At 62.1% G+C, this 23,095-nt stretch carries 15 protein-coding genes and 1 pseudogene; 11 read left to right on the top strand and 5 right to left on the bottom strand.

Going from position 1 to position 23,095, the window contains the following annotated elements; translation table 11 throughout:
* Positions 1 to 23: 23 nt before the first annotated feature.
* Genes QIY50_21990 through QIY50_21980 form a run of 3 tightly spaced genes read left to right on the top strand, consistent with a single transcriptional unit; the run spans position 24 to position 4,587 of the window.
* On the top strand, positions 24 to 1,688 hold the full coding sequence (locus QIY50_21990) for a tryptophan 7-halogenase (protein ID WGV19951.1): 1,665 nt from the start codon (positions 24 to 26) through the stop codon (positions 1,686 to 1,688).
* Positions 1,688 to 3,175 carry an amidase gene (locus tag QIY50_21985; protein ID WGV19950.1) on the top strand — a complete coding sequence of 496 codons (1,488 nt, stop codon included), beginning with the start codon at positions 1,688 to 1,690 and terminating at the stop codon, positions 3,173 to 3,175. Before QIY50_21990 ends, QIY50_21985 begins: the two co-directional genes overlap by 1 nt.
* Positions 3,176 to 3,198: 23 nt before the next feature.
* Complete coding sequence (locus QIY50_21980; GenBank protein WGV19949.1) at positions 3,199 to 4,587, top strand: cation:proton antiporter; 1,389 nt, start codon at positions 3,199 to 3,201, stop codon at positions 4,585 to 4,587.
* On the opposite strand, the gene QIY50_21975 is transcribed toward QIY50_21980, so the two are convergent.
* Entirely contained in the window at positions 4,551 to 5,132 is a 582-nt protein-coding gene (locus QIY50_21975; GenBank protein WGV19948.1) for a hypothetical protein, read from the bottom strand. The genes QIY50_21980 and QIY50_21975 overlap by 37 nt on opposite strands.
* Positions 5,133 to 5,360: 228 nt before the next feature.
* On the opposite strand from QIY50_21975, the gene QIY50_21970 reads away from it, so the two are divergent.
* From QIY50_21970 to QIY50_21940, 7 genes and pseudogenes are all read left to right on the top strand, one after another.
* Complete coding sequence (locus QIY50_21970; GenBank protein ID WGV19947.1) at positions 5,361 to 7,493, top strand: TonB-dependent siderophore receptor; 2,133 nt, start codon at positions 5,361 to 5,363, stop codon at positions 7,491 to 7,493.
* Between the two features lie 200 nt (positions 7,494 to 7,693).
* Entirely contained in the window at positions 7,694 to 7,993 is a 300-nt protein-coding gene (locus QIY50_21965; protein WGV19946.1) for a hypothetical protein, read from the top strand.
* Positions 7,994 to 8,369: 376 nt separating this feature from the next.
* Positions 8,370 to 11,360: a T6SS effector BTH_I2691 family protein gene (locus QIY50_21960; GenBank protein WGV19945.1), complete on the top strand. Its 2,991-nt coding sequence runs from the start codon at positions 8,370 to 8,372 to the stop codon at positions 11,358 to 11,360.
* Between the two features lie 4 nt (positions 11,361 to 11,364).
* A pseudogene (locus QIY50_21955) lies at positions 11,365 to 12,259 on the top strand (hypothetical protein).
* A complete protein-coding gene (locus QIY50_21950; GenBank protein WGV19944.1) occupies positions 12,256 to 12,513 on the top strand; it encodes a PAAR domain-containing protein in 258 nt (85 codons plus the stop codon). Before QIY50_21955 ends, QIY50_21950 begins: the two are co-directional and overlap by 4 nt.
* A 328-nt stretch (positions 12,514 to 12,841) precedes the next feature.
* Positions 12,842 to 13,219, top strand: coding sequence for a DNA binding protein (locus tag QIY50_21945; GenBank protein WGV19943.1), 378 nt, complete (start codon positions 12,842 to 12,844; stop codon positions 13,217 to 13,219).
* 276 nt (positions 13,220 to 13,495) lie between these two features.
* Positions 13,496 to 14,821, top strand: a complete 1,326-nt coding sequence (locus QIY50_21940) for an MFS transporter (GenBank protein ID WGV19942.1) — start codon at positions 13,496 to 13,498, stop codon at positions 14,819 to 14,821.
* A gap of 334 nt (positions 14,822 to 15,155) precedes the next feature.
* On the opposite strand, the gene QIY50_21935 is transcribed toward QIY50_21940, so the two are convergent.
* The 3 genes from QIY50_21935 to QIY50_21925 form a co-directional block, all read right to left on the bottom strand.
* A complete protein-coding gene (locus tag QIY50_21935; GenBank protein WGV19941.1) occupies positions 15,156 to 15,971 on the bottom strand; it encodes a sugar phosphate isomerase/epimerase in 816 nt (271 codons plus the stop codon).
* 17 nt (positions 15,972 to 15,988) lie between these two features.
* Positions 15,989 to 17,041, bottom strand: a complete 1,053-nt coding sequence (locus QIY50_21930; protein WGV19940.1) for a Gfo/Idh/MocA family oxidoreductase — start codon at positions 17,039 to 17,041, stop codon at positions 15,989 to 15,991.
* Between the two features lie 140 nt (positions 17,042 to 17,181).
* On the bottom strand, positions 17,182 to 17,958 hold the full coding sequence (locus tag QIY50_21925) for an IclR family transcriptional regulator (protein ID WGV19939.1): 777 nt from the start codon (positions 17,956 to 17,958) through the stop codon (positions 17,182 to 17,184).
* Positions 17,959 to 18,153: 195 nt separating this feature from the next.
* On the opposite strand from QIY50_21925, the gene QIY50_21920 reads away from it, so the two are divergent.
* Entirely contained in the window at positions 18,154 to 19,866 is a 1,713-nt protein-coding gene (locus tag QIY50_21920) for an FAD-dependent oxidoreductase (GenBank protein WGV19938.1), read from the top strand.
* 231 nt (positions 19,867 to 20,097) lie between these two features.
* Here the strand turns inward: QIY50_21920 and QIY50_21915 are convergent, their stop codons facing one another.
* A complete protein-coding gene (locus tag QIY50_21915) occupies positions 20,098 to 22,983 on the bottom strand; it encodes an HD domain-containing phosphohydrolase (protein WGV19937.1) in 2,886 nt (961 codons plus the stop codon).
* Between the last annotated feature and the right edge of the window lie 112 nt (positions 22,984 to 23,095).

Below are 23,095 nucleotides of genomic sequence, written 5' to 3'. Positions count from 1 at the left end.
CCACCTCATCACGGAATGATGACATGAAACGTATCGCTATCATGGGTGCCGGCGTGGCCGGCCACCTTGCCGCCCTGTACCTGCGCAAACGCCTGCCAGGCGTAGAAGTGACGCTGATCGGCCGCCCGGACCGCAAGCGGCCGATCGTCGGTGAATCGACCGTCGAACTGACCACGCATTTCTTCAAGGGTATCGGCCTGGGCAGCCTGCTCGAGGAAAAGCACTACCACAAGTACGGCCTGACCTATTACCTGAAGCTGCGCAATAACCCCGAATGCCGCAACTACGTGGTCCATGAAGCGCCCGGCGTGATTCGCATGCCGGCATACAACCTCAACCGCTTCAGCTTCGACAAAGACCTGCGCGCGATTGTCGCCGACCAGCAAGTGCAACTGATCGAGGCCGACGTGGCCGCCGTTGATTTGCACGAGGGCGAGCACACCCGCCACCGCCTGACCTTGCGCAGCGAAGCGCAGACCAAGCAGCTGGATGCCGACTGGGTGGTAGACACTACCGGCCGTAACCGCTTCATGGCCAAGAAGCTCAAGCTGCACAAGGAGCCCACCTACCAGCGCAGCACCTTCTGGTTCCGCCTTCGCCAGTTCGACCGCGGCATCCTGCACAGCATCAACTCTCACAAGGACAAGCACCACTGCTACGACCCTTACTACGTCACCCATCATTTCTACGGCAAGGGTTACTGGGTCTGGCTGATACCCATGCGCAGTGACGACGGCGCCGACATGATCAGCATCGGCATCACCTACCGCCCGGACATGATCAGCGAGCGCATCGGAACGCTGGAGGCCTTCAAGGAACGGGTCATGGCCGATCACCCAGTGATCACCGAGCTGATGGAGTCGGGTGAAGTCGTCGACCAGCATGCCATGTACAACTATATGTACGAGGCCAGCCAGTACTACTCCACTGATGGCTGGTTCCTGATCGGTGATGCAGCGTTCACCTTCGACCCGGCCAACAGCGCCGGGCTGGCCTACGTCGCTCAGCAGATCCCGCAGGTGGCGGCAATGATCGAGAAAGACATCCAGGGCACCCTGACGCCGGCCTATGTCAATTGCATGGAATCGCACATTCAGGCACAGCTGGCACTGCAGGACACCTGGAGCAAGTGGTACGAAGTGATGGACGACCCGTTCCTGATGGGCTGGACACTGCTGTTCGCGAACATGGCGTACTTCCACGTGGTGTTGCCGATGTACGTCAGTGGCGATTTCCTTGATGGCCACCAAGCTCAGCAGTTCGCTGACCTGCTGCCGCGCTATACGCGTGACCTGCAGCCATCGCCGCTGCCCTTCGCCTGCCTGCTGCGTGAGGTGCGCCGTTCCAACCCGGGCATCAGCCCGCAGATGATCCCCAACCTGTATTCGCGCACCATCAACTTTGCCCTGTACAAAGCCGACAACCAGGCACGCCCGCGCTACGCCGCCAGTTACTTCCTGCGCTCGGCACTGCTGCGCCTGCGCTTGATGCGCATGGTGCGCTGGAGCCTTGCACCGCGCCACCTGAAACTGCTGGCCCGGCACAGCCTGGGCACCCTGCAGGACCTGGCGCGCGCCGCCAGCCTTCGGCTGATGCCATCACTGTTCTACAAGTATGGCGAGGCGCCAGAATTGCTTAAATCGCCGTTCGCCGGCGATGGCGGCTTCCTCGACCTGGCGCGGCACTGATGGCCTTGTCCATGACCACGGCCGGCAGCAGCGAGCTGCTGGCCCAGAGTGGCGTGCGCATGGCCGCGCAGATCCGCGAAGGCACGCTGTCACCGGTGGCCCTGGTGGAACAGTGCATCGCCCGTTGCCAGGCCGTGCAGCGCCGCTGCAACGCGGTAGCGGTGACACTGTTCGACCAGGCACGGCGGGCCGCTGAGCAGGCCGAGCGGCAACGTGACCAGGGTGCTGCACTGGGTCGCCTGCACGGCGTGCCCTTCAGCTTCAAGGAGGGCCTGGGCTTGCTTGGCGCACCCAAGACCTGTGGTTCGACACTGCGCAGGCAACAGGTTGCGCAGTTCACGGCCACCGCCGCGCAGCGCCTTATCGATGCAGGCGCCATCCCCGTCGCACTGGGCAACCAGGCCGAGATGGCACTCTGGCCGGAAACCGAAAACCCGGTCTACGGCCGCACCTGCAGCCCTTACCGGCCCGAGCGCAGTGCCGGTGGCAGCAGTGGTGGTGATGCCGTCCTGGTGGCCAGCGCCTGTGTGCCGTTCGCGCTGGGCACTGACGGCGGCGGTTCGGTGCGAATCCCCGCCGCCTGCAACGGCATCTTCGGCCTCAAGCCATCGCGTGGGCTGGTGCCGTTGACAGGCCATCTGCCCCTGGATGAGCGTGGTCTGGGGCAAACGCACACCCTGGCCATAGCCCGGCATTTCGCCGCCGGCCCGATGTGCCGGTACGCCGAAGACCTACCTGTGCTACTGGAGATCATTGCCGGGCCCGACCAGCGAGACAGCAACATCACCTGCCGCTACACCCACCGGCAGGCTCCCTCCCCCCTGCGCAAGCTGCACCTGTACCAACCCCAACGCCTGAACCAGGGCAGCCGGGTATCACCGGCCGTGGCCAAGGCACTGGACGACCTGGCCCACTACTACCAGAACCAAGGCACCCTGGTTGAACGCTGGCCTGACCGTGCAATGGACGACGGGTTCGGCATCTGGCTGGCCGTGCTCAAGAAAGAGGCCGGCGTGCGCCTGGCCGACATCCTGGGCGACGGGCTGCCGGTGGCGCACTTCACCCACGTCTGGCAAGCCCTCGCCGGCAAACCGCGCCATGCCACCGGGCCCTGGCTGGCCACCTTGCTCGACAGCCTCGGCGAATGCCTGGGCAACCCTGGCCTGACACATCGGCTGCCCAAGCGTGACGTCCTGCAGCAGGCCCTTGGCAAATGCCTGGATGGGCACAGCCTGCTGGCGCTGCCAACCCTGCCCGTCGCATCCCCCGGGCACGGCCATGCCCTGCGCTACCCGGGCGACATTGGTTACACCGCACTGTTCAACGTATTGGGCCTACCGGCGCTCAGCGTGCCGATGGGCCGCCTCGACGGAGGTTGCCCGGTTGGGCTGCAACTGGTCGCCGGCCATGGCCAGGAGCACCTGCTGCTGGGCGCCGCACAGGCTTTAGAACACACATTTGGTGGCTGGCTCGCACCGCCTTTCTGACTCACCACGATCAGGACCTCGTCATGACCAACACCCTTCACGCCAGTACCGTGCAGCTCGCGCCTGCGCCCCAGGCGCAATCCGCCGTCGGCTCGCAGGCCGAGCACCTGACCTTGATGTTCCTGCTGCAACTCATCGTGATCTTCAGCGTATCGCGGCTGATCGCCTGGTTCAGCACCCGCCACCTCGGCCAAACCCCGGTCGCCGGCGAAATTCTCGCCGGGCTGGTGCTGGGTCCGAGCCTGCTGGGCTACTTCTTCCCCGAGCAACTGGCCGCGCTGTTTGTGCCACAGACAGCCACCGCGTTTGTGGTCACTGCGCAGATCGGCCTGATTCTGCTGATGTTCCAGGTCGGCCTGGAGTTCGAGTTCGGCACGCACCTCAAGGGCCGCAAGCGCTCGGTCATACTCGTCAGCATGGGCGGGCTACTGGTGCCATTCGCCAGCGGCATGCTAACGGCCGAGTATTTCTGGCAACAGATCGGCGGTGACAAGCCGGCCCTGCTGGCGTTCCAGCTGTTCTTCGCCACCGCGTTGTCGATTACCGCCCTGCCCATCCTCGGGCGAATCTTCATGGAGCTGGGCCTGTCGCGCTCACGCGTGGCCACACTCACCATTGGCGCGGCGGCCATTGACGATGTCTGCGGCTGGCTGATTCTCGGGGGCGTCACCTCTTTGATCGCCTCGCAATTCAACCCATGGGCGTCGCTGGCGCGGATGCTGGCGCTGGGCCTGTTCATTGTGCTGGTGGTCGGCCTGGTGCGGCCGCTGGTCATGCGCTGGGTCCTGGGCGACCTTGAGCGGCGGCCGCTATCGTCACACGGCATATCGCTAATGTTGATCATCCTGCTGGCCAGCGCAACGGTGACCAACCTGATCGGGGTATTCTCGATCATCGGCGGTTTCATTCTCGGCGTAGCACTGCACAGCCAGCGCACTTTCGTACAGCAGTGGAATGCCAAGGTCAGTGGGGTGGTCAACGCGTTTTTCCTGCCGATCTTCTTTGCCTATACCGGGCTGCGGACCGACATCGGTGCCCTGCAGGGCATGAGCGCGTTGTGGAACTGCCTGCTGATCTGTATGGTTGCCTTCGCCAGCAAGTTCTTCGGTGCCTACGGAGCCAGCCGCCTGCTCGGCGAGAACCGCCGGGATGCCGCGCTGATCGGCGTGTGCATGAATACCCGGGCACTGATGGAACTGGTAGTGCTCAATGTAGGCTACGACCTGGGCGTGCTGCCCAAGGAGTACTTCACCCTGCTGGTGATCATGGCCATTATCAGTACCTTCATCGCCTCGCCACTTATTCGTCTGCTGACAGCCCATGCAAGGCCGCCGCATGAGGCCCCGGAGGTAACCGAGGCCGGTAGCGGTCGAGGTCAGCGCGAGGTTTCGACGCGCAGCACTTCGGTGTAGATCGCGTCGACCGTCTGGCCGACCTTGAGGTTCTTCATGCGTGCCTGCAGGTCAGGGTTCTCGACTTTGACCACCTGCAGCTTGCCCTCCGGCGGCAGCAGGCTCACCTCATGCGCCTTGAGGTCGATCTTCTTGATCTGCGACGTGACCTTGACCTGGCGGAATGCCTCGCCGCCCGGGTTGGGGTTGTCTGCCGTGGCGCGGATGGTACCGGACTCTTCAGTCGCTTTCGGCGCCCCGCCTACTTCGGGATTCAGCACATAGGCCACTGCACGGGTCACGTAGATATCGACCCGGTCACCCACCTTGAGGTTAGGCAGCGCCTTGGCCTTTTCCGTGAGCTGGAAGGTCACGTCCTTCTTGCCATCCGGGCCTTTCACCGTGACTTGGCGGTTGGCCAGGTCGATAGCCGTGACCTGTGTGGTGACGTGGCTTTCCAGCGCTTCGCTGCCAATGGGAATACCGGCAGCCTGCACCGTGAAGCTGGCGGTGGACGCCAGGGTGACCAAGGCAACAGCACGAACGAGGGAGCGAATTGGATTCATAGGCCTGCTTCCATGTAATCAAGACCGGATAAGTGCGTGAAATGCTCACGCGCCAACAAGCATAGCCCTTGCCTGCCACCTTGCAGTCGCCTTCCTGCTGCGACGCATTTCGTCGCTTTCTCATCATCGGCGCCCTTGCGAAAGCAAATGCGAATTCTTTACACTTGCTTTACATTTACAAATCATTACTATTCGTGACTTCCAAAATACAACAAAGAGTCACCTGTAATGGCAAAAAAGTCTGTTGCCCCGGCATCCATTTCCGTGCTGGGCTTGCTGGTAGTACCTGCTGTTCACGCAGCCGTTCAACCTGACTCACAGGGTTCCCTGGCCCTGCCCGCCACTGCCGTCACCAGCGCCTACGAGCAGCAAAGCTACAAGGCCAGCGAAAGTCGCAGCGCCATGAAGATCGACGCCCCACTGCGCGACATCCCGCAGACCGTCAATGTCGTGCCGGAAAGCGTGATCAAGGACCAGGGTGCGCAGTCGATGGAAGACGTGTTGAAGAACGTGCCAGGCGTTGGCTTGTCCAACGGTGACGGCCAGCGCGACCAGGTGACCATCCGCGGCTTCAGTGCCATTGGCGACATGTACATCGACGGCGTGCGCGACGACGCCCTGTACTTCCGTGACCTGTCCAACATCGAGCGGGTCGAGGTGATCAAGGGCCCTGCCGCCGTGCTGTATGGCCGTGGCTCTTCGGGCGGCCTGATCAATAGCATCAGCAAGAAACCAAGCTTCACGCCCAAGCGCGAAATCGGCATGAACTTCGACAGCGAAGGCAAGCGCCGCACCCAGTTCGACACCGGATGGGCCGACCCGCAAAGCAACCAGGCCTACCGCGTGACCGGTGCCTTCGAAGACAGCGACACCTTCCGCGACGATGGCTACATCGACCGCAAGGCCATCGCGCCATCGGCCTACTTCCGCCTCTCCGACGACCTGGAACTGAACCTGGGCGCCACCTACCTGTACGACAAGCGCCTGATCGACTTCGGCATCCCGGCGCTGGGCAACCGCCCGGTGGATGTGGACCGCGACAAGCGCTTCGGCTCCGGCGATGCCGACCAGGACTACGCCCGCAGCGAAGTGTTCTCGCTGACTGCCAGCCTGGACTACCGCATCAACGACGACTTCACTCTGACCAACACCAGCCGTTACTACCGTTACGACCTGGACCGCAACAACACCTTGGCCGACAGCAGCCCGACGCGCTTCATCACCGCGCCCGACGGCGAATTGCTGGTCAAGCTCAACCGCGGCAACGTCGCCCGCGACGAGTACGGCATGTTCAACCAGACCGAACTCAAGCAACAGGCGCAACTGGCCGGTATGCAGCACAACCTGCTGTATGGCTTGGAAGTAGGCTTCCAGGACAAGCACCAGCGGGTGCTGAGCCAGAACAACGTGGCCCAGGTGCCGGTGTACCGCGACGCACTGGTGCCGGTGCCGGAGCACGCCGCCAATCTGTCGTCCAAGGGCACCAACTTCCAGCAGACTACCGGCCTGTATGTGCAGGACATGATCGAACTGAACGAGCACTGGAAGGCCCTTGTCGGTGTACGTTATGACATCTTTGGCCAGGAGTACGACGACGACCGCGCGCAGAACGTCGACCTCGACCGTACCGACAAGACCTGGAGCCCACGTGCCGGCCTGGTCTACCAACCGGATAACATCCAGTCGTACTACGTGTCGGTCAGCCGCAGCTACCAGCCTTCGGGCGAAGTGTTCGCGGTCAGCCCGACCAACCAGCACCTGGAGCCGGAAGAAACCACCAACTACGAAATCGGCGCCAAGTGGGACCTGCTCGACAGCCGCCTGTCGGTGACCGCAGCAGTATTCCGCCTCGAACGCACCAACATGAAAACCGCCGACCCGGCCAACCCCAACCTGACCGTGCTGGCCGGCGAGCAGCGCACCGACGGCTTCGAAGCCACCGTCAGCGGGCAGCTCACGGACAAGTGGCAGATCTACGCCGGCTACGCCTACCTGGATGCCGAGATCACCAAGTCCAACAGCAAGACCAACGGCGTGGCCAACGAAGGCCAGACCCCTACCCTGACGCCGCGAAACAGTGCCAACGTCTGGCTGGTGCGTACCCTGACCCCGGAATGGCGCGTGGCTGCCGGCGCCAACTACGTCGACGAGCGCTACACCGCACTCGACAACGTGGTAGTGATGCCGGGCTACACCACCTTCGACGCCGCACTGCTGTACAGCGTGCCGCAGTGGGATGCTGCGTTGCGCCTGAAGAACGTATTCGATCGTGACTATTATGCGTCCGCGCACGGTTCGGTAGACCTGATCACCCCGGGAGCACCACGTACCCTGGAAGCCAGCTTCAACTACCGCTTCTGATCGCTACGCCCGCGGGGGCTCTGCCTTGGTGCAAGCCCCCGCTGTATCTGATACAACACAAGCGTTCACCGCTTCGCTTGAATGCAATATCCTGCTCAGTTCATGGCACCGGCTTTGCCGCTGTTCGCCGGTAAAACCGCCCAACAGGGACAGCACCTTGCTGACGATTGCAAAGTCCTGCCCATCAATGTGGAGAACCTATGAGCAGTAAACCGAATCGCCCATATACGCCCTGGGCGCTGGCTACCCTCCTCGCCTTCAGCCTGGTGCTAACCGCCGGCTGTTCCAGCAAGGCGAGCAAGGCCCGGTATGCGACGCCCGCAACAGGCTCCAACTGCTTCGCCAAAGCCGTCCCCACCACCGGCGAAGGCGGCCTGGCGTGGGGCAATACCCTGAGCATTGCCCGGCAGAAATCGCTGAACAACTGCGTGCGCTATGCAAGCCGGTCAGGGGGCACACCCAAGACTTGCCAGGTGGTAATGGCCAAGTGCAAGAACTAAATATATATAGACGAAACATAAAATAAGATATTTCCTACAAACTTGTCCGCATTATTTATCCCTCCTGAAGGCTGTTCGAGCAGCCATCGACTCACTCAAATATATCCTTACACTTTCGACCTCGACTCAAAAGCGTTAGTCGAGGCATTGTCTTACGATTGTCACTCGGCAACCACGCCTAACCTTGGCAATTAGAGGCAAGCACTTTCCTCCAACACACAGTCCGTCAAAAAATAAGAGCGCGGTCACCCACAGGATATCCGCCAATAACGCATGACTTTATGTCCATGAAGATAGCAACTGGTTTAGAGCGATTAGGCTGACTAGTTCTTTTATTTCATGAGCAAGGAAGTTTAATGCCAAGCAAGGAGCTTCCATGACAGACGCCTCCGTCAGCAGCGCCACCTCCGGCCCTGCCTGTAGCGCACGCATCCCCATCCTGCCGGTGCGCTATGCCATCGTGCCACGCACCGGCGATATGCCCGCCTGCCGCTATGCCGATGCAGGCTTCAACCTCGAACAAGGCTTCGGGCCGCTGCAACACTCTGCCTACACCCTGCGCGCGCTGCGCCCGGGCTATGTCTACGTGTTCATGCGAGGCGCTCTGGGCCAGAAGCTGGTCATTCACGAGTACGTCGGCGCGGGCCTTTACAAGGAACTGCGCTACCGCGGGCTGGACGACTACCACCGGCGTGACCGCTACCTGTCCAGCCGCAGCATGGGCTGGGTGTGGGCCGATACCTGCCCCGATACCGCCGAGGAAGTGTGGATCGGCTACAGCCCGCACCTGTGGAGCAACGCCATGACCGCCCGAATCACCAGTTCAGCAGCCTTGCGCCAACGGCACATGCGCCAGCTGGACATGGCCGAACTGATAGCCGGCAACCAGGCTCCCTCAACCCAGCCCCATGTCTTGCCGGTCAGCGCCCTGCAAACCTGGGTCGAAGACTTCAAGCCGACCGAGCGGCGCATGCCCCTGACCTGGAGCAGCGACCCGATCAACGAAACCTTGCCCATCGGCAACCTCGTTGCCATCGGCCGACACTACCCCTACACCCAGCCGAAGGTACCGGTAGTGGTGGCGCTCACCGATGCCGAAGGCATGGCCCTGGACCTGAGCCTGACGGTGTCGGCCTACCAGCATCAACTGCGCGACCTGATGCCCGCCGAACAGCTGCAGCACATGAAGCCGGCACAAGGGCCCGAACAGGAACGCGTGCCTGCGTGCTACAAACTGGATGCCGAGCAACTGAGCGTGCAAAGCCGCGATTTCCATCACCGCAACCTGGTGGCTCTGCTGCTGAACAAGACGCTGGAAAGCCTGTACCCGGCGGATGCCCCTTCACTGGAACTGGCCGAGTTCCGGCTTGGCACCGAGCGTCGCGGCCCCGCCCTGTCGCCATCCGAGTCACGTTTTCAGGCCCTCACCCACAAAGACTATTCCCCCAACGGCGCCCGCCTGGCACAGCGCCTCGACCTCGCCAAGTACCGGCACTTCCTCACCGAGCGGGATGAACTGGAACGCCGGATCATTGCGTTGCGCAACCAGGCCCTGCAAGCCAGCCACGACCATGACGCCTGGCTCGGGACCGCCGAACCTCAACACGTCGATAACCCCTACAGCCTGGCCGCGGCCCTGGCCTGCTACGACCGCGACGAAATCACGTCCGCGCGCGGGCTGGAAATATCTTTGGCGTTACTGATTCAGTCGATGGGCCAACCGGCGCCCGGTACCGAAGAACAGGACCCGCGGCTCGAACGCCTTGAGCAGTGGCTGGACCAGCACGGCAGCCCGCTGTACACCGCCCTGGCGCCGTTCAACCCGTTCAAGGACAAGGCGGATGCGGTTGGCAGCTTGCTCGGCGCCAGCGATAACGTGATCCAAGGGCTGGCGGGTCGCTTTCCGGCCATGGCTGACATCACCGACCTCACCGCCCAGTCGGTCACCACCGTGGTGCTCAAGCGCCTGCGTGGGCAGACCAGGTGGGATTCCAGTCATGGCCTGCGTCAGCAAGTGTTGTTGGCGGCGCGTGAGGCTAACGCCGAGAAAGCGCTGGGGTTGCTGGCAGCGCGCTACCAGATCACCGGGCAGGCCATTCGGGATAATCCGTTCAGTCAGGAGGTGGAGAAGTACCTGAAGAGCGGCATGGCGCAGGTTGAAGAGATGAAACAACTGCGCATCTCGGGAAGCCGAACGGTATCAATCGAAATGACCACTACCGTGCGCGTCAAACCCAACTTTCTCGGGTTACTGACAGCAGGCGTTGGCGGTGGATTGAACGCGGGGATGCTGTGGTTCAACGTGATTTCGCTCAAGACTGCCTACAACAGCCTGCAGCAGAGCGATGCACCGGAATACACCATGGGGTTCGCTTCATCGATTTTCGGGGTGATCGGTGCTGCATCGGCGACATTGGTCAGCGTACGGGCAGCACAGAAAGCCGTGATGTTGAGATTAAGTGCTACGGCACCGGGCATGGGCTTTAGTAACGGAATTGTAAACCTATTAGGCAGTCATTTGTTTACAAGAGCATCAGGCTATCCGGCGATTTTTTTTGGTCTTCTATCTGACTTCACCAAGGGATGGCGTCAATTACAAAACGGCGACTCCATTTCCGGCTTATATAGCATAACTAGTGGCGCAACAACCTCCATAGGTTCCGCCCTTATGTTAGAAGGAAGCTTAGCCATCGCCGGCCCGACATTCCTTATACCTTTTGCAGGTTGGGCTGCAGCGGGAATCGTGTTGACGGGGGCCACACTAATAGTCGCCGGACTATATCTCTTTTCTAAAGCGCATGGACGCTTACACACCCCGATAGAGCTATGGGCAAGCAGGTGCATTTTTGGAACTAGAGAAAACGATGGAGAAATCCGACCTAATTTAACTCTAGACTTTCAAAAGAAGCTTCCTCGCTTCACCAGTATTATTGAAGAAATGGAGTCATGGTATGCTGAAACGTATGCTCCAGTAGCACTTTCACTAGAACAGTCAACGCGACTTAACCTGGGAGCGCTCAAAACAAGTCTTGGCAGCAACAGCCAATGGCCAACGCCGGACTGGGCGACAATTATACACAGCCAAGTATCTCAAGACGTGCCCACGATAGAGTTCACCATACTACTACCCAATTTTGCAATCGGACAAAGCGAGTGGTCTGGCACACTAAGTGTCAACGACTCCGACGGAAACTCAACAACACTTACGACCGCGCCAAAGTGTTACTTCACCCCTACAGGCCTCGTACTACATTATAAGACTCACAGAGAAAAATCCAGAAACGCAAACTTATCAATCAGCTACCGCCTAAATCCCTGCCTGGCTACCTCTATCAGCTCCAGCACCGTCTTCTTTATCGAGAGATAATCCTATGGCAACCACATGGCTATTCAACCCACAAACAAAAACCAACATAGATCCGAAGATTTCAGGACAATTGGTTGGCACAACCAGCTTCCTTCTGCGCTTGCGAAACCCATGGGTTACTGACTCTGTATTCATGGGCAAGATGTATACCGCAATGTGTATCGGCACAGCCTTTTTTTCTTATTCACACCTTCTAGATGCCTCGATAAACTATGAGCTTGATGGCGCCTACGCATTCCTTGCCATGCAGATTATTTTACCGTTCATTCTTTACACCCTTTTTAGCCTACAGAATATTTTTCATAAGAAACCTCTCCGATATCTACCTGAACAGGCTAACGAAGAAAGTCTACTACAAACGAGTGGGAAAGGTGTTTACCTTTGACTGGTACAACATCAGAGGCGGCTTGTTCAAACGCAGAGAATTCGGTGGTTCATCCTTCAGCACGAGCTACGCCCTCGCCTTCGCCCCTCGCCGAGAAGACGGCAGTCTCCACCAGAAAGATTGCCTCTGGGTTGACAGCAACGAACCCACCGAACCCGGCGTCAAGCACGTTGCCGAAGTCTGGGAATACCTCCGCCACTTCATGGATCACGGCCCGGACAAGCTCCCCCCGCCCGGCGAACCCAACTGGTGGCACAAGCCGCTGCATGCCATCTGCCTGACCCCGGCAGAAGCCTGGCGCCACTACGCCCCTTGGCGAACCGGCGAACCCGGTGAAATGCAAGGCAAGAAGAACTGGCAACTGCCGTTCTGGGCCGTGCTGTTCCCTTACAACCTCTCCGTCGCCATCTGCTGGTACGGCGTCTGTCGGCTGTTCAACGTCCGGGCGGCCCCACCACCAGCAGAAGCCTTCGAAGAGACCACTGTCCAACCAAGCAAAAGGAAGCGCAAATGAAACCCATCGTACTCGTAGGTCACCGTCATAGCTGCCCGCTCCATGGCGAAGGCACCGTGGAAACAGGCGCAAGCGCAACATTCGTCGATGGCAGGGCCGTCGCACGTGTGGGCGACCGCATCAGTTGCGGTGCCGTCATCGAAACAGGCGCTGCCTGCACGATCATCGAGGGACAACCCGCGGCCAGGGAAGGAGACACAACCAGCCACGGAGGAACTCTGGTTGAGGGAGATCCAGGCTGGCTCATTGATTAACAGCATAAGCCAGCCACCTGGAAGATAGTGGTTACAGCTGACATCAAATCCCGGACATAAACAGGCCATAGGCTGAAGCCTGTCAGTCGAGCATTCTGGGCCGCCCTGCGGCCCATCACCGGCGAGTCGATTTCCACAGGTATGCCCCTACCAGCTCACAAAATATTGCCAGGTAGGAATAAACTTACATAAACAACTAAAAACCAAACAAACCCAATAACGGCAGCACCACCCCAGGCACCGAAAAACATTTCACAAATTATTTCTTTACTTGCATTCCCCCTTAACACCAACTAACACTACATCCATCAACCGTTGGAGAAACGACATGTCCAGACTTGCTGAATTTCGTGCACTCGAGCGCCTTCTCGCTGCCAAAAAAAACGAACTCTCCTTCATAAAAATCAACCCCGACCTAAAGCGCGAATTTGAATTCGAAAGCAAGCTCCACGCGCTGCTCGATGAATACCAATTCGACTTGTCTCATGTCCTGGCCATCAGTGAATGTGACAGCTATAAGACTCAAAACCCGTGGTTACCACCTCCACCACTCCCACGCTTCAGGTCGCGGCAAAGCAAATACTACGTAAACCCGTATACCGGTGAGGTGGTAGAAGCAAAAAGCACCTCACACAAAACCCTTCAAATGTGGATTCAGCAATACGGCCGCCTGGAGGTCGAACGCTGGGCAACGGTATGGTTCTGATTGCTCTGGCGACAATTTATGCCCCACCCCGAACACGACCAGCCTGCGGTAGTGAGCAACAAGCGGCCACGCCATCTCCCCCCTATATACGTTGACCCGTTGCGTCACCCGCAGGCCAACGCAACCGTTCGATAACCGAACACTAGCCCTTCCCTTGAATTGACGCTGCCGTCCCCACTGCTCACCATGCACCGGCCTTGCGTGCTCCCCTGCCTGGGACCCGGCCACGTATCCGTAGCACCGCAGCTGAATACAATTTCAAGAAAAGAGCAGTTTATGAACAACTCCAGGATCACCCCCGCCGCCCCCCGAATGCCCCAGGGTTCGATCGGCGACAAGCTTCGCGGCGCCTTCGGCGTCGGCAAAACCCGTTGGGGCATGCTTGCCCTGGTGTTCTTCGCCACCACCCTGAACTACATCGACCGTGCCGCGCTCGGCATCATGCAGCCCGTCCTGGCCAAGGAAATGAGCTGGACGGCGATGGACTACGCCAACATCAACTTCTGGTTCCAGGTCGGCTACGCGGTCGGCTTCCTGCTGCAGGGCCGGCTGATCGACAAGGTCGGGGTAAAACGCGCGTTCTTTTTCGCCGTGCTGCTGTGGAGCCTGGCCACCGGCGCCCATGGTCTGGCCACTTCGGCCGCCGGCTTCATGGTCTGCCGCTTCATCCTCGGCCTGACCGAGGCCGCCAACTATCCGGCTTGCGTGAAGACCGTGCGCCTGTGGTTCCCGGCGGGCGAGCGGGCCATCGCCACCGGCCTGTTCAATGCCGGCACCAACGTCGGCGCCATGGTCACGCCGGCCCTGCTGCCGCTGATTCTGGCAGTGTGGGGCTGGCAGGCCGCGTTCATCGCCATGGGCAGCCTTGGCCTGGTGTGGGTGGTGCTGTGGCTGCTTAAGTACTACAACCCTGAGGATCACCCACACGTGCGCCAGAGCGAGGTGGAATACATCCAGCAGGACGACGAGCCCGAGCCGACCCGCGTACCGTTCCGCCGCATCCTGCGCCTGCGGGGCACCTGGGCGTTCGCGGTGGCTTACGCGATAACCGCGCCGGTGTTCTGGTTCTACCTGTACTGGCTGCCACCGTTCCTCAACCAGCAGTACAACCTGGGCATCAATGTGACCCAGATGGGCATCCCGCTGATCATCATCTGGCTGACGGCGGACTTCGGCAGCATCGGCGGTGGCGTCCTGTCTTCCTGGCTGATCGGCCGCGGCGTGCGCGCCACCACGGCGCGGCTGGTGTCGATGCTGATCTTCGCCTGCACCATGGTCAGCGTCACGCTTGCCGCCAACGCCAGTGGCCTGTGGGTCGCGGTGGCGGCCATCTCGCTGGCGGTGGGCGCACACCAGGCATGGACGGCGAATATCTGGAGCCTGGTGATGGACTACACGCCCAAGCACCTGGTGAGTACGGTGTTCGGTTTCGGCAGCATGTGCGCTGCGATTGGCGGAATGTTCATGACGCAGATCGTCGGTAGCGTACTGACCGCTACCCACAACAACTATGCCGTGTTGTTCACCATGATCCCGGCGATGTACTTCCTGGCGCTGGTGTGGATGTACTTCATGGCGCCGCGCAAGGTCGAGAGCGTCTGAACGCGCTGGCCACTTACCTCTACGGGGCCCTCGCGGGCCCTTTTTTTTTGATCAATCTGATACACCCACTGTGTGAGGTCGCGCCTGAGTCAAGATATGCGCCGTACCTGTGGGAGCGGGCATGCCCGCGAAACAGGCGGCGCGGTGGATGGCACGGGCTTCGCCCGTGTTCGCGGGCACGCCCGCTCCCACAGGGATCGCGCCACCTTTTAGAAATTGAGCAAGACAGTTGCTCCCAAGGCCCCTGCCAGGTCAGTGAATCAGGTGCAGCTTGTGGGAGCGGGCGTGCCCGCGAACACGGGCGAAGCCCGTGCCATGCGCCGCGTTCTCTCAATCAGACTCTGGCCAACACTGCCATGGCCTTCTCCAGCGCCATGCGCGCACGTTGCTCGCCACTGATGCCCTGCTGAAGCAACTGCCGTGTGGGGATTTCCAGGCTCAACGGCACATTTGGCGGCAAGCCACGCAGCAAGCCGACCAGGTCGGCATCGCCCTCCCCCGGGAAGCGCCGTTCATTGCGTGCCTGGCGCAGGATCTCGTCCATGTCGGCCGGCACCGGGCCGGCAACGTCGCACAGCTGGGCATAGCGCATGCGCTGCGGCGCCAGCTGCGCCAGGTCGCCAAATGAAGACCCGGAGCGGTTGAAGTGGAAGGCATCCACCAGCACGCAGCCATTGGCGCGGCCGGCGTTGGCCACCACCCGCATGGCCTGGCGCAGGTCACGCACATCGGTCCAGGGCATGAACTCCAGATGCGGGTGAATACCATAAGCCAGCGCCAGGTCGCACAACGCGGCAAAGCGCTCGCTCAAACGCGCCTCATCCGGGTCGTTGCCAGCCACCAGTAGCTCCGTGCCACCCAGCTCGGCACCCACCGCCAGAATCGGTTCGAAATCGGCCACGCAGGTTTCCGGCTTCAGCCGCAGTATTTCCAGGTCGAGCACCTGGATGCCGGTGTCGCGCAGGCGCGCCCGGGTTTGCCGACGCAGGCCGGCATCGGCCACCAGCGGGAAATGCTGCTCCTGATCGGTGGCGGGCACCAGGCGCAGGCCTACATGGCTATAGCCGGCGCGGGCCGCTGCCTCGACCATGTCCGGCGGGGACAGTTCGAGCACCGTCAGCGCCGCCAGGGAAAAAATTCGCTCAGTCATTATCGTCACCAGACACCTCAGGCAATGTGCTCGGGCGCACAGGCCCGGCCAGTTTCCGCTGCCTGGCGGATCGCCTGGATCAGCGCCAGGGTGCGGCCACCGTCGGCGGCATCGATCAGCGGCGCCTGCTCACCCCGGGCAACCCGCACGAAGTGCTGCAGTTGCAGGGTCAATGCCTCGCCGGCGGGGATGCGTTCCTCGCTCTGCAACAACGGCGTATGCCAGCCCGAGCCCACCTCGGCGTAGTGCCAGCGCTTGAGTTGCGGAATGCTCAGCGCCCCTTGGGTGCCGGCCAGCAGGTAGCATGGCTGGCCATCCTGACGTGGGTACACCGGGCTTTCGCCGGAATCCAGCTCCCAGCTCCACGGTGCGGCCACCGCGTCGGAGCCGGTCAGGCTGCCCAATGCTCCATTGGCAAACTGCAGTAGCACCGCGGCGCTGTCTTCGTTGGCAAAACCGCGCACATCGTTGCGGGTGAACGCCTGCACCTGCACCACCTCACCGCACAGGTGGCGCAGCAGGTCGAGGTCATGGATCAGGTTGGTCAGCAGGAAGCCAGCACCCGGCTCGCGGCGCCAAGGAGTTTCAAAGTAACTGTCGGGCTTTTGCAGTTGCCAAAGCGCGGTGACGTTGATCAGCCGGCCCAGCTTGCCGTCGCTGATTACCTGGTGGGCCTTGGCGATCAGCGGGTTGTGCCGGCGGTGATGGCCGACCAGCACCGGCACATTTTGGCGGCGCGAGGCTTCCACCAATGCGCGGACTTCATCCAGATGCACACCCACCGGCTTCTCGACCAGCACCGGTACGCCAGCCTCGACGCAATCCAGGGCGGTGGCGACATGCAGGTTGTTCGGGTTGGCGACAATCACTGCCTCGGGGCGCACGCGCTCCAGCATCTGGCGGTGGTCGGCAAAACAGGGCACGCCGCATTCGGCCGCGAAGGCCTCAGCCTGCGGACCCGGGTCGGCCACAGCGCACAGCTGGGCCTGCGGAACATTGAGCAGATGCTGGTAATGCTGGCGACCCATGATGCCGGCGCCGATCAGGGCAATACGAAGGGGTGAGTTCAACAGCCTGTCCTCTTGTCATTGTTGTCATATGGATTCTGAAACTTCGTTCCATAATCCATATTCGACAATTTAGAACCATGTTCAGCTTTTCAGAAGAACCGGCAGAACAGACTGTGCGGTAATCGACCGGAAATGCACCGTCAGGCGAACAACTCGCTGGCCCGGCTGGCCGCCGACAGTTCCTCCGCCGCCGCCAGCAACAGCGGCGCCAGCTCTGCCAGGCGGGTTTGCGCCAGGCGCGCACTGGGCCCGGCGATGCTCAGTACTCCGATCACCTCATCACTTTGCGGGCGGCGCACCACCGCAGCCAAGGCCGAGGTGCCAATCGCCGAGGTTTCCTCGACCCAGGCATAGCCACGCTCGCGGGCGCGGTGCAAGTAGGTAAGCAGCTCATCGGTGGAGCGTGGCGCATTCGGGCCGAACTGCGCCGGGTCGGCAATGCCCTGGCGCAACACCATCTGCAGCGCTTGGTCATCGTCCAGGCTGGCCAGCCAGGCATGCCCGGAGGCGGTATAGAACAGCGGCGCGTCGCGGCCCATGTCCGGGTCGTAGCGCAGCCCGGAGCGGGCGCCCTGGGACTTGGCGATCCAGGTCTGGCGGGCACCGTCGATCACGCCAAGGCGCACCAGTTCGCCGCTGTCCTGGGCCAGGCGGTCGAGTATGGGCTGGATAATGTCGGCACCGCTGCTGGCCAGGTAACGAAAGCCCAGCGCCACCAGCTTGGCCGACAGCTGGTAGCGGCTGTTGTCACGGTTCTGCCGCACGTAGCCCAGCCGCACCAGCTCGGTGAGCATGCGATGGGCGGCGCTTTTGGGGATGTCCAGGCGCTCGGCCAGGGTTTGCAGCGGCAGCCCCTGCGGCTCACCGGTAAGGCTTTCTACAAGACTGAAGGCGCGTTCGATCTGACTACCAGCCATGACACAGGTCCCTGAAATTTTTTGCGAATTCTAGAAGATGATTCCACACCGCCGGTAGCTGTCGCCGCTGGCACGGCAGGAACTGTCCGGTTATCGCCCGCTAGTTGCTCGCCAGGGCCGTCACACCCTTGCGACACGATTGCCTGCCAATAAGAATGTGGAACCTTGTTCCAATAACAATACAGGAAACCCGCAATGCCTTGCGCTCCCTACGAAACCGAATGCGATGTACTGGTCATAGGCTCTGGTGCCGCCGGGCTGGCTGCGGCGGTGACGGCTGCCTGGCATGGGCAGAAGGTGATCGTGGTGGAAAAGGAACCCGTGTTCGGCGGCGCCACCGCCTGGTCCGGCGGCTGGGCCTGGGTGCCGCGTAACCCGCTGGCACGCCGGGCCGGCATCGAGGAAGACATCGAGCAGCCGCGTACCTACTTGCGCAATGAGCTAGGGGCGTACTACAACGCCGAGCGTGTCGACGCCTTTCTCGAGGCGTGCCCGCACATGGTGGCGTTTTTTGAAAAGCACACGGCGCTGCAGTTTGCCGACGGCAACGGTATCCCCGACATGCATGGCGACACACCAGGCGCTGCCGAGGGCGGGCATCAGGTGATCGCCGCCCCCTATGATGCCCGCGAGGTTGGCGCGCTGCTGCCACGCCTGCGCAAGACCCTGCGCGAGACTTCGTTCATGGGCATGCCGATCATGGCCGGTGCCGACCTTGCCGCGTTCCTCAACATGACCCGCTCGCCCAAAGCCTTGCTGCACGTGTGCAAACGCTTTGGCCGCCACCTGTACCATCTGGCGCGGTATGGCCGGGCGATGCACCTGGTCAACGGCGTGGCGCTGGTGGCCCGCCTGGCCAGGTCGGCACAGGACCTGGGCGTGCGCCTGCAGGAATCGGCGCCGGCCAAAAGCCTGCTGGTCGAGGATGGCCAGGTACGCGGGGCGCTGGTGGCTACCCCACAGGGCGAGCAACTGATCCGTGCCAAGGCTGTGGTGCTCGCAGCGGGTGGTTTCCCCAACGACAACGCCCGGCGCCGGCAACTGTTCCCGCGCGATGCCAGCGGCCATGACAACCTGGCCCTGCCCCCCAAGGGTTGTTCGGGTGACGGCCTGCGCCTGGGCGAGTCGGTCGGCGGCGTGGTCGCCATCGACCTGAAGTCGCCGGTGGCCTGGGCGCCGGTTTCGCAAGTACCGCACCGCGACGGCAGTGTTGGCCACTTCCCGCACATCATCGAGCGCGGCAAACCGGGCATCATCGGCGTGCTGGCCAACGGCAAGCGTTTCGTCAACGAAGCGCATGGCTACTACGACTATGTGTCAGCGATGATCGCGGCGGTGCCACAGGGCGAAGAGGTGTGCTCGTGGCTGGTCTGCGACCACCGTTTCCTGCGTCGTTATGGCCTGGGGCATGCCCGCCCGGCGCCGCTGCCGGTGTGGCCGCACCTTCGCAGCGGCTACCTCAGGGAAGGTGCAACCCTTGAGGATTTGGCCCAGGCCTGCGGCATCGACCCGGCAGGGTTGCGCGCCACGGTCAGTGACTTCAACCACCATGCGCGCAATGGCCAGGACCCGGAGTTCGGCCGTGGTTCCACACCGTTCAACCGCAAGCAGGGGGACCCGCAGCACAAGGGGCCCAACCCTTGCGTGGCGCCTATCGAGCATGGGCCGTTCTATGCGGTGAAGGTACAGCCCGGCTGCTTTGGCACCTTTGCCGGGCTGCGTACCGACGGCAGTGCCCGGGTGCTGGATGAGGCCGGGCAACCGATCGCAGGCCTGTATGCGGCGGGTACCGACATGGCCAGCGTGTTTGGCGGCTGGTATCCGTCGGGTGGCATTAACCTCGGCCCGGCGCTGACCTTTGGCTATGTGGCCGGTCGACATATTGCCGGGGCGCAGGAGTATGAATGAGGTGAGCGATCACTGATGGCCGTGCCCTGTGGGAGCGGGCTTGTCGAGGCGTCGAACCGCCGCAAACACGGGCGAAGCCCGTGCCATCCACCGCGGTGTCTTCTTCGCGGGCTTGCCCGCTCCCACAGGTACGGTGCAAGGGCCTGTGGGAGCGGGCGTGCCCGCGAAGAGGCCAGAGCATGCATCACATGACTGCTGCTCCAGACCAAAGTGCTGCGCCAATTGGGCAATTCAGGCCGGGCAACGCATCTGCCCCAACCAGTACGCCACATCCACCTCGTCGATCTGCTCGGCACGCAGGAAGCGCTCGGCATACTGGCGGTACACCCCACTGCTGAGAAACAGCTCCAACAACTGCCCGTCAATGTGCCCGTCGCGAGCCATGCCCACCAGGATCTTCACCGACTCGGACAAAGTCTTCGGCGCCTTGTAAGGCCGATCGGCCGCGGTCAGCGCCTCGAAGATATCGGCAATCGCCATCACCCGCTCGGCAATGCCCAGGTCCTGTTCGCCCAACCGGCGCGGGTAACCGCTGCCGTCCATTTTCTCGTGGTGGTTGCCAGCGATGTCCGGAACACGCTTGAGGTGGCGCGGGAACGGCAAGGCGCTGAGCATGATGATGGTCTGCACGATATGTTCGTTGATCTTGAAGCGCTCCTCATCATTCAGCGTGCCGCGACGGATCGCCAGGTTGTACAGCTCGCCATAGTTACTGGCGCAGGCTGGCAGGCGCATGTCGAAGCCCCAGCGGTTGCGCGGGTCGCCCTTGGTCACCGGCGGCTTGCGGGGGCCCCAGGGCACGCAATGCTCAGGCCGGTCCGCGAGGAGTGGTTCGTCAACCGGCAGCGCAGGCGCTGGTTGGTCGGCAAAGCGCTCCGCCTCATCACGGGAAATGCCCAGGCGGTTGTTGAAGTGGCGCTGCCAGCGTTGCTGGCCAATCTGCTGCAGGCGCTCGATGTCGGCGTCGTGCATGAACTCGCCGCCGATGTTTGCCTGAGCGACGAAGGCGAAGTCATCCTGCAGCTGCGCCTGGCTGCGCGCCAGGGTGGCTTGCAGCGCCTGTGGGTCGCCCCCGCTGGCCAGGCCTTGCCAATAGGCCAGCCCGGCATCCCGCCAGAGCACCTCGAAACGCATGCGTACCTCGTGGATACGGTTGTACAAGGTTTCCAGCTTGGTCGCCTTGTCCACGACATATTCGGGGCTGGTGACCTTGCCACAATCGTGCAGCCAGGCCGCCACGCGGAATTCGTAGCGTTCGGCAGCAGTCATGCTGAAGCTGGCGTACGGCCCACTGTCGGCCGCCACCGCCTGGTCCAAAAGCATCTGCGCCAGTTGCGGCACCCGCTCGCAGTGGCCGCCGGTGTAAGGGCTCTTGGCATCGATGGCGTCGGCCAGCAGTTTGATCATGGCATCCAGCAGGCGTTGCTGGGCTTCGGCCAGTTGACGCGTCTCGATGGCCACCGCCGCCGCCCCGGACAGCTCCTCGACAAAGCGCCGGAACGGTTCGCCTAACTGCTCGCGCGCCTGTTCATCGTCCAGTTGCAGCACCAGGATGCCCAGCAACGCCTGGCTGCGGTCATTCAACACCACGGCCAGGCTGCGTTCGTGCAGGCCAAGGGTCTGGATCACCGCCGCGGCCAACTGCTGCCGGGCCGTTTCATCCACGGCCAGCTCGCCCGGGTACTGCTCGCCGCGGCACGCGGCGGCCAGGCGCAGCAATGCGTGTTCGGCATCGAACAGGTACACCACGCCGGCATTGACCCCTGCGGCTTCCACCAGATGGCTCAACACACCGTCGAGCATGCGCTCCAGGTCGCGCTCGCGGCTGAGCGTGAGGGTAATCGCCTGGAAGCTGCGGATGGTGCCGGACATGCGGCTCAACACGCGGCTCAGTTCGCGCACCTCGGACACCCGCGAGCGCACCCCAACGTCGCGGCTGAAATCAAAACCGGCCAGGCCGTGCACCTGTTCGGCCAGCCGCCGCAGCGGGCGACCGATACACCGACCGAGCACACCACCGAGCACCAGCAGCACGGTAATCAGCACTGCGGTCCAGAGCAGCTGCTCGAACAGCACCGTGCGCGCGCCGCTCAGCAACTCCTTGCCTGGCACGGCAATCAGCACCTGCAGGTCCTGCCCGGCCAGGTTGGTCAGTTGCACACGCATGCCATACCAGGTCTGGCCGTCGACCTCATAAGCCTGCGGCCGGGTGCCTTGCGGCAGGTCGGCGTAAAGGTGCTGCAGGCTGGGGATGCCCAGTTCACCGATGCGCGATAAGCGCACGGCCTGCCCTTCGTGCACGATCACCCGTTGCAGGTCCGGGTAGGCCACCACGCTGCCCTGATCGTCGACCACGACGATCTCGGTACCGGGAGTCATGCGCAGGCCCTGGGTCTCGCTGGCCAGGTCGTCGACCGAAACGTCCATACCGATCACCGCCCCGCCGTCGACGCTGCGCTGGGCCATGGTCAGGCCGATCTCGCGGGTGGTGAAGAATACATAGGGGTGGGTCAGCACCGTGGTGGGTTGGGCGCTGGCTTCGACAAACCACGGGCGCGGGCGCGGGTCGTAGCGGTATTCGGGCCTGGCCTGGGCCTGCAGCAGGTTCAGTGCGCGGTCGTAGAAACGCCATTCACCCTGCACCGCCCCACCCTCGCGGCTGACGCTCTGCACCAGGAATGCAGTGCCCGGCGGCGCAGCAAAACGCTGCAGCAGCTGCGGGTCGCGCAGGCGGCGCACCAGCAGGAAATCACCACTGGGGTAACCCGTGTAGGCAGCACTGAGCATGCGGTTGGCTTCCAGCGTCTCGACCAGTTGCGGCAAGCTTTGCAGGCGCTCTGCCGCGTTTTGCGCAGCCGGGTTGTGGGCGAGCAGGCGGATACTGCTGTGCACCGGGTCGATCAGGCGCCGGGCGCGCTCATCGATGGTCTTGCCAATTTGCTGGGCAGCATCACCCGCTGCGGCCACCAAGGTCTGGCGAATGCTGCGATAACCCTGCCAGGCCAGGGCAGCGCCGAGTAACAGCATGCCTAGTACGATGGCAAGCGCCACCAGCCACTGCAGCGAAATGCCACGTTCGGCGTTGCCAGTAGCACGACCATTCGACACGCAGCCCATCTCAGGTACTCCATGTATGGCGGTTTGACGGGGCAGCCAGGACGATCATGCAGGCCGAAGCCATTCGCAGGCAGTAAGACGAGGGTGTAGTGGCACATAGCCCTACCCCACC

This window comes from Pseudomonas putida (genome assembly GCA_029953615.1).
Classification (GTDB): domain Bacteria; phylum Pseudomonadota; class Gammaproteobacteria; order Pseudomonadales; family Pseudomonadaceae; genus Aquipseudomonas.
Note: the sequence above shows the minus strand (reverse complement) of the source record. Positions and strands in the feature narration are given on the sequence as shown.

Coding starts and splice junctions, on each gene's coding strand:
- QIY50_21975 (WGV19948.1), bottom strand. CDS start 5,132: ATGAATCCAATTCGCTCCCTCGTTCGTGCTGTTGCCTTGGTCACCCTG.
- QIY50_21935 (WGV19941.1), bottom strand. CDS start 15,971: ATGACTGAGCGAATTTTTTCCCTGGCGGCGCTGACGGTGCTCGAACTG.
- QIY50_21985 (WGV19950.1), top strand. CDS start 1,688: ATGGCCTTGTCCATGACCACGGCCGGCAGCAGCGAGCTGCTGGCCCAG.
- QIY50_21990 (WGV19951.1), top strand. CDS start 24: ATGAAACGTATCGCTATCATGGGTGCCGGCGTGGCCGGCCACCTTGCC.
- QIY50_21970 (WGV19947.1), top strand. CDS start 5,361: ATGGCAAAAAAGTCTGTTGCCCCGGCATCCATTTCCGTGCTGGGCTTG.
- QIY50_21950 (WGV19944.1), top strand. CDS start 12,256: ATGAAACCCATCGTACTCGTAGGTCACCGTCATAGCTGCCCGCTCCAT.
- QIY50_21940 (WGV19942.1), top strand. CDS start 13,496: ATGAACAACTCCAGGATCACCCCCGCCGCCCCCCGAATGCCCCAGGGT.
- QIY50_21960 (WGV19945.1), top strand. CDS start 8,370: ATGACAGACGCCTCCGTCAGCAGCGCCACCTCCGGCCCTGCCTGTAGC.
- QIY50_21980 (WGV19949.1), top strand. CDS start 3,199: ATGACCAACACCCTTCACGCCAGTACCGTGCAGCTCGCGCCTGCGCCC.
- QIY50_21945 (WGV19943.1), top strand. CDS start 12,842: ATGTCCAGACTTGCTGAATTTCGTGCACTCGAGCGCCTTCTCGCTGCC.
- QIY50_21915 (WGV19937.1), bottom strand. CDS start 22,983: ATGGGCTGCGTGTCGAATGGTCGTGCTACTGGCAACGCCGAACGTGGC.
- QIY50_21925 (WGV19939.1), bottom strand. CDS start 17,958: ATGGCTGGTAGTCAGATCGAACGCGCCTTCAGTCTTGTAGAAAGCCTT.
- QIY50_21965 (WGV19946.1), top strand. CDS start 7,694: ATGAGCAGTAAACCGAATCGCCCATATACGCCCTGGGCGCTGGCTACC.
- QIY50_21920 (WGV19938.1), top strand. CDS start 18,154: ATGCCTTGCGCTCCCTACGAAACCGAATGCGATGTACTGGTCATAGGC.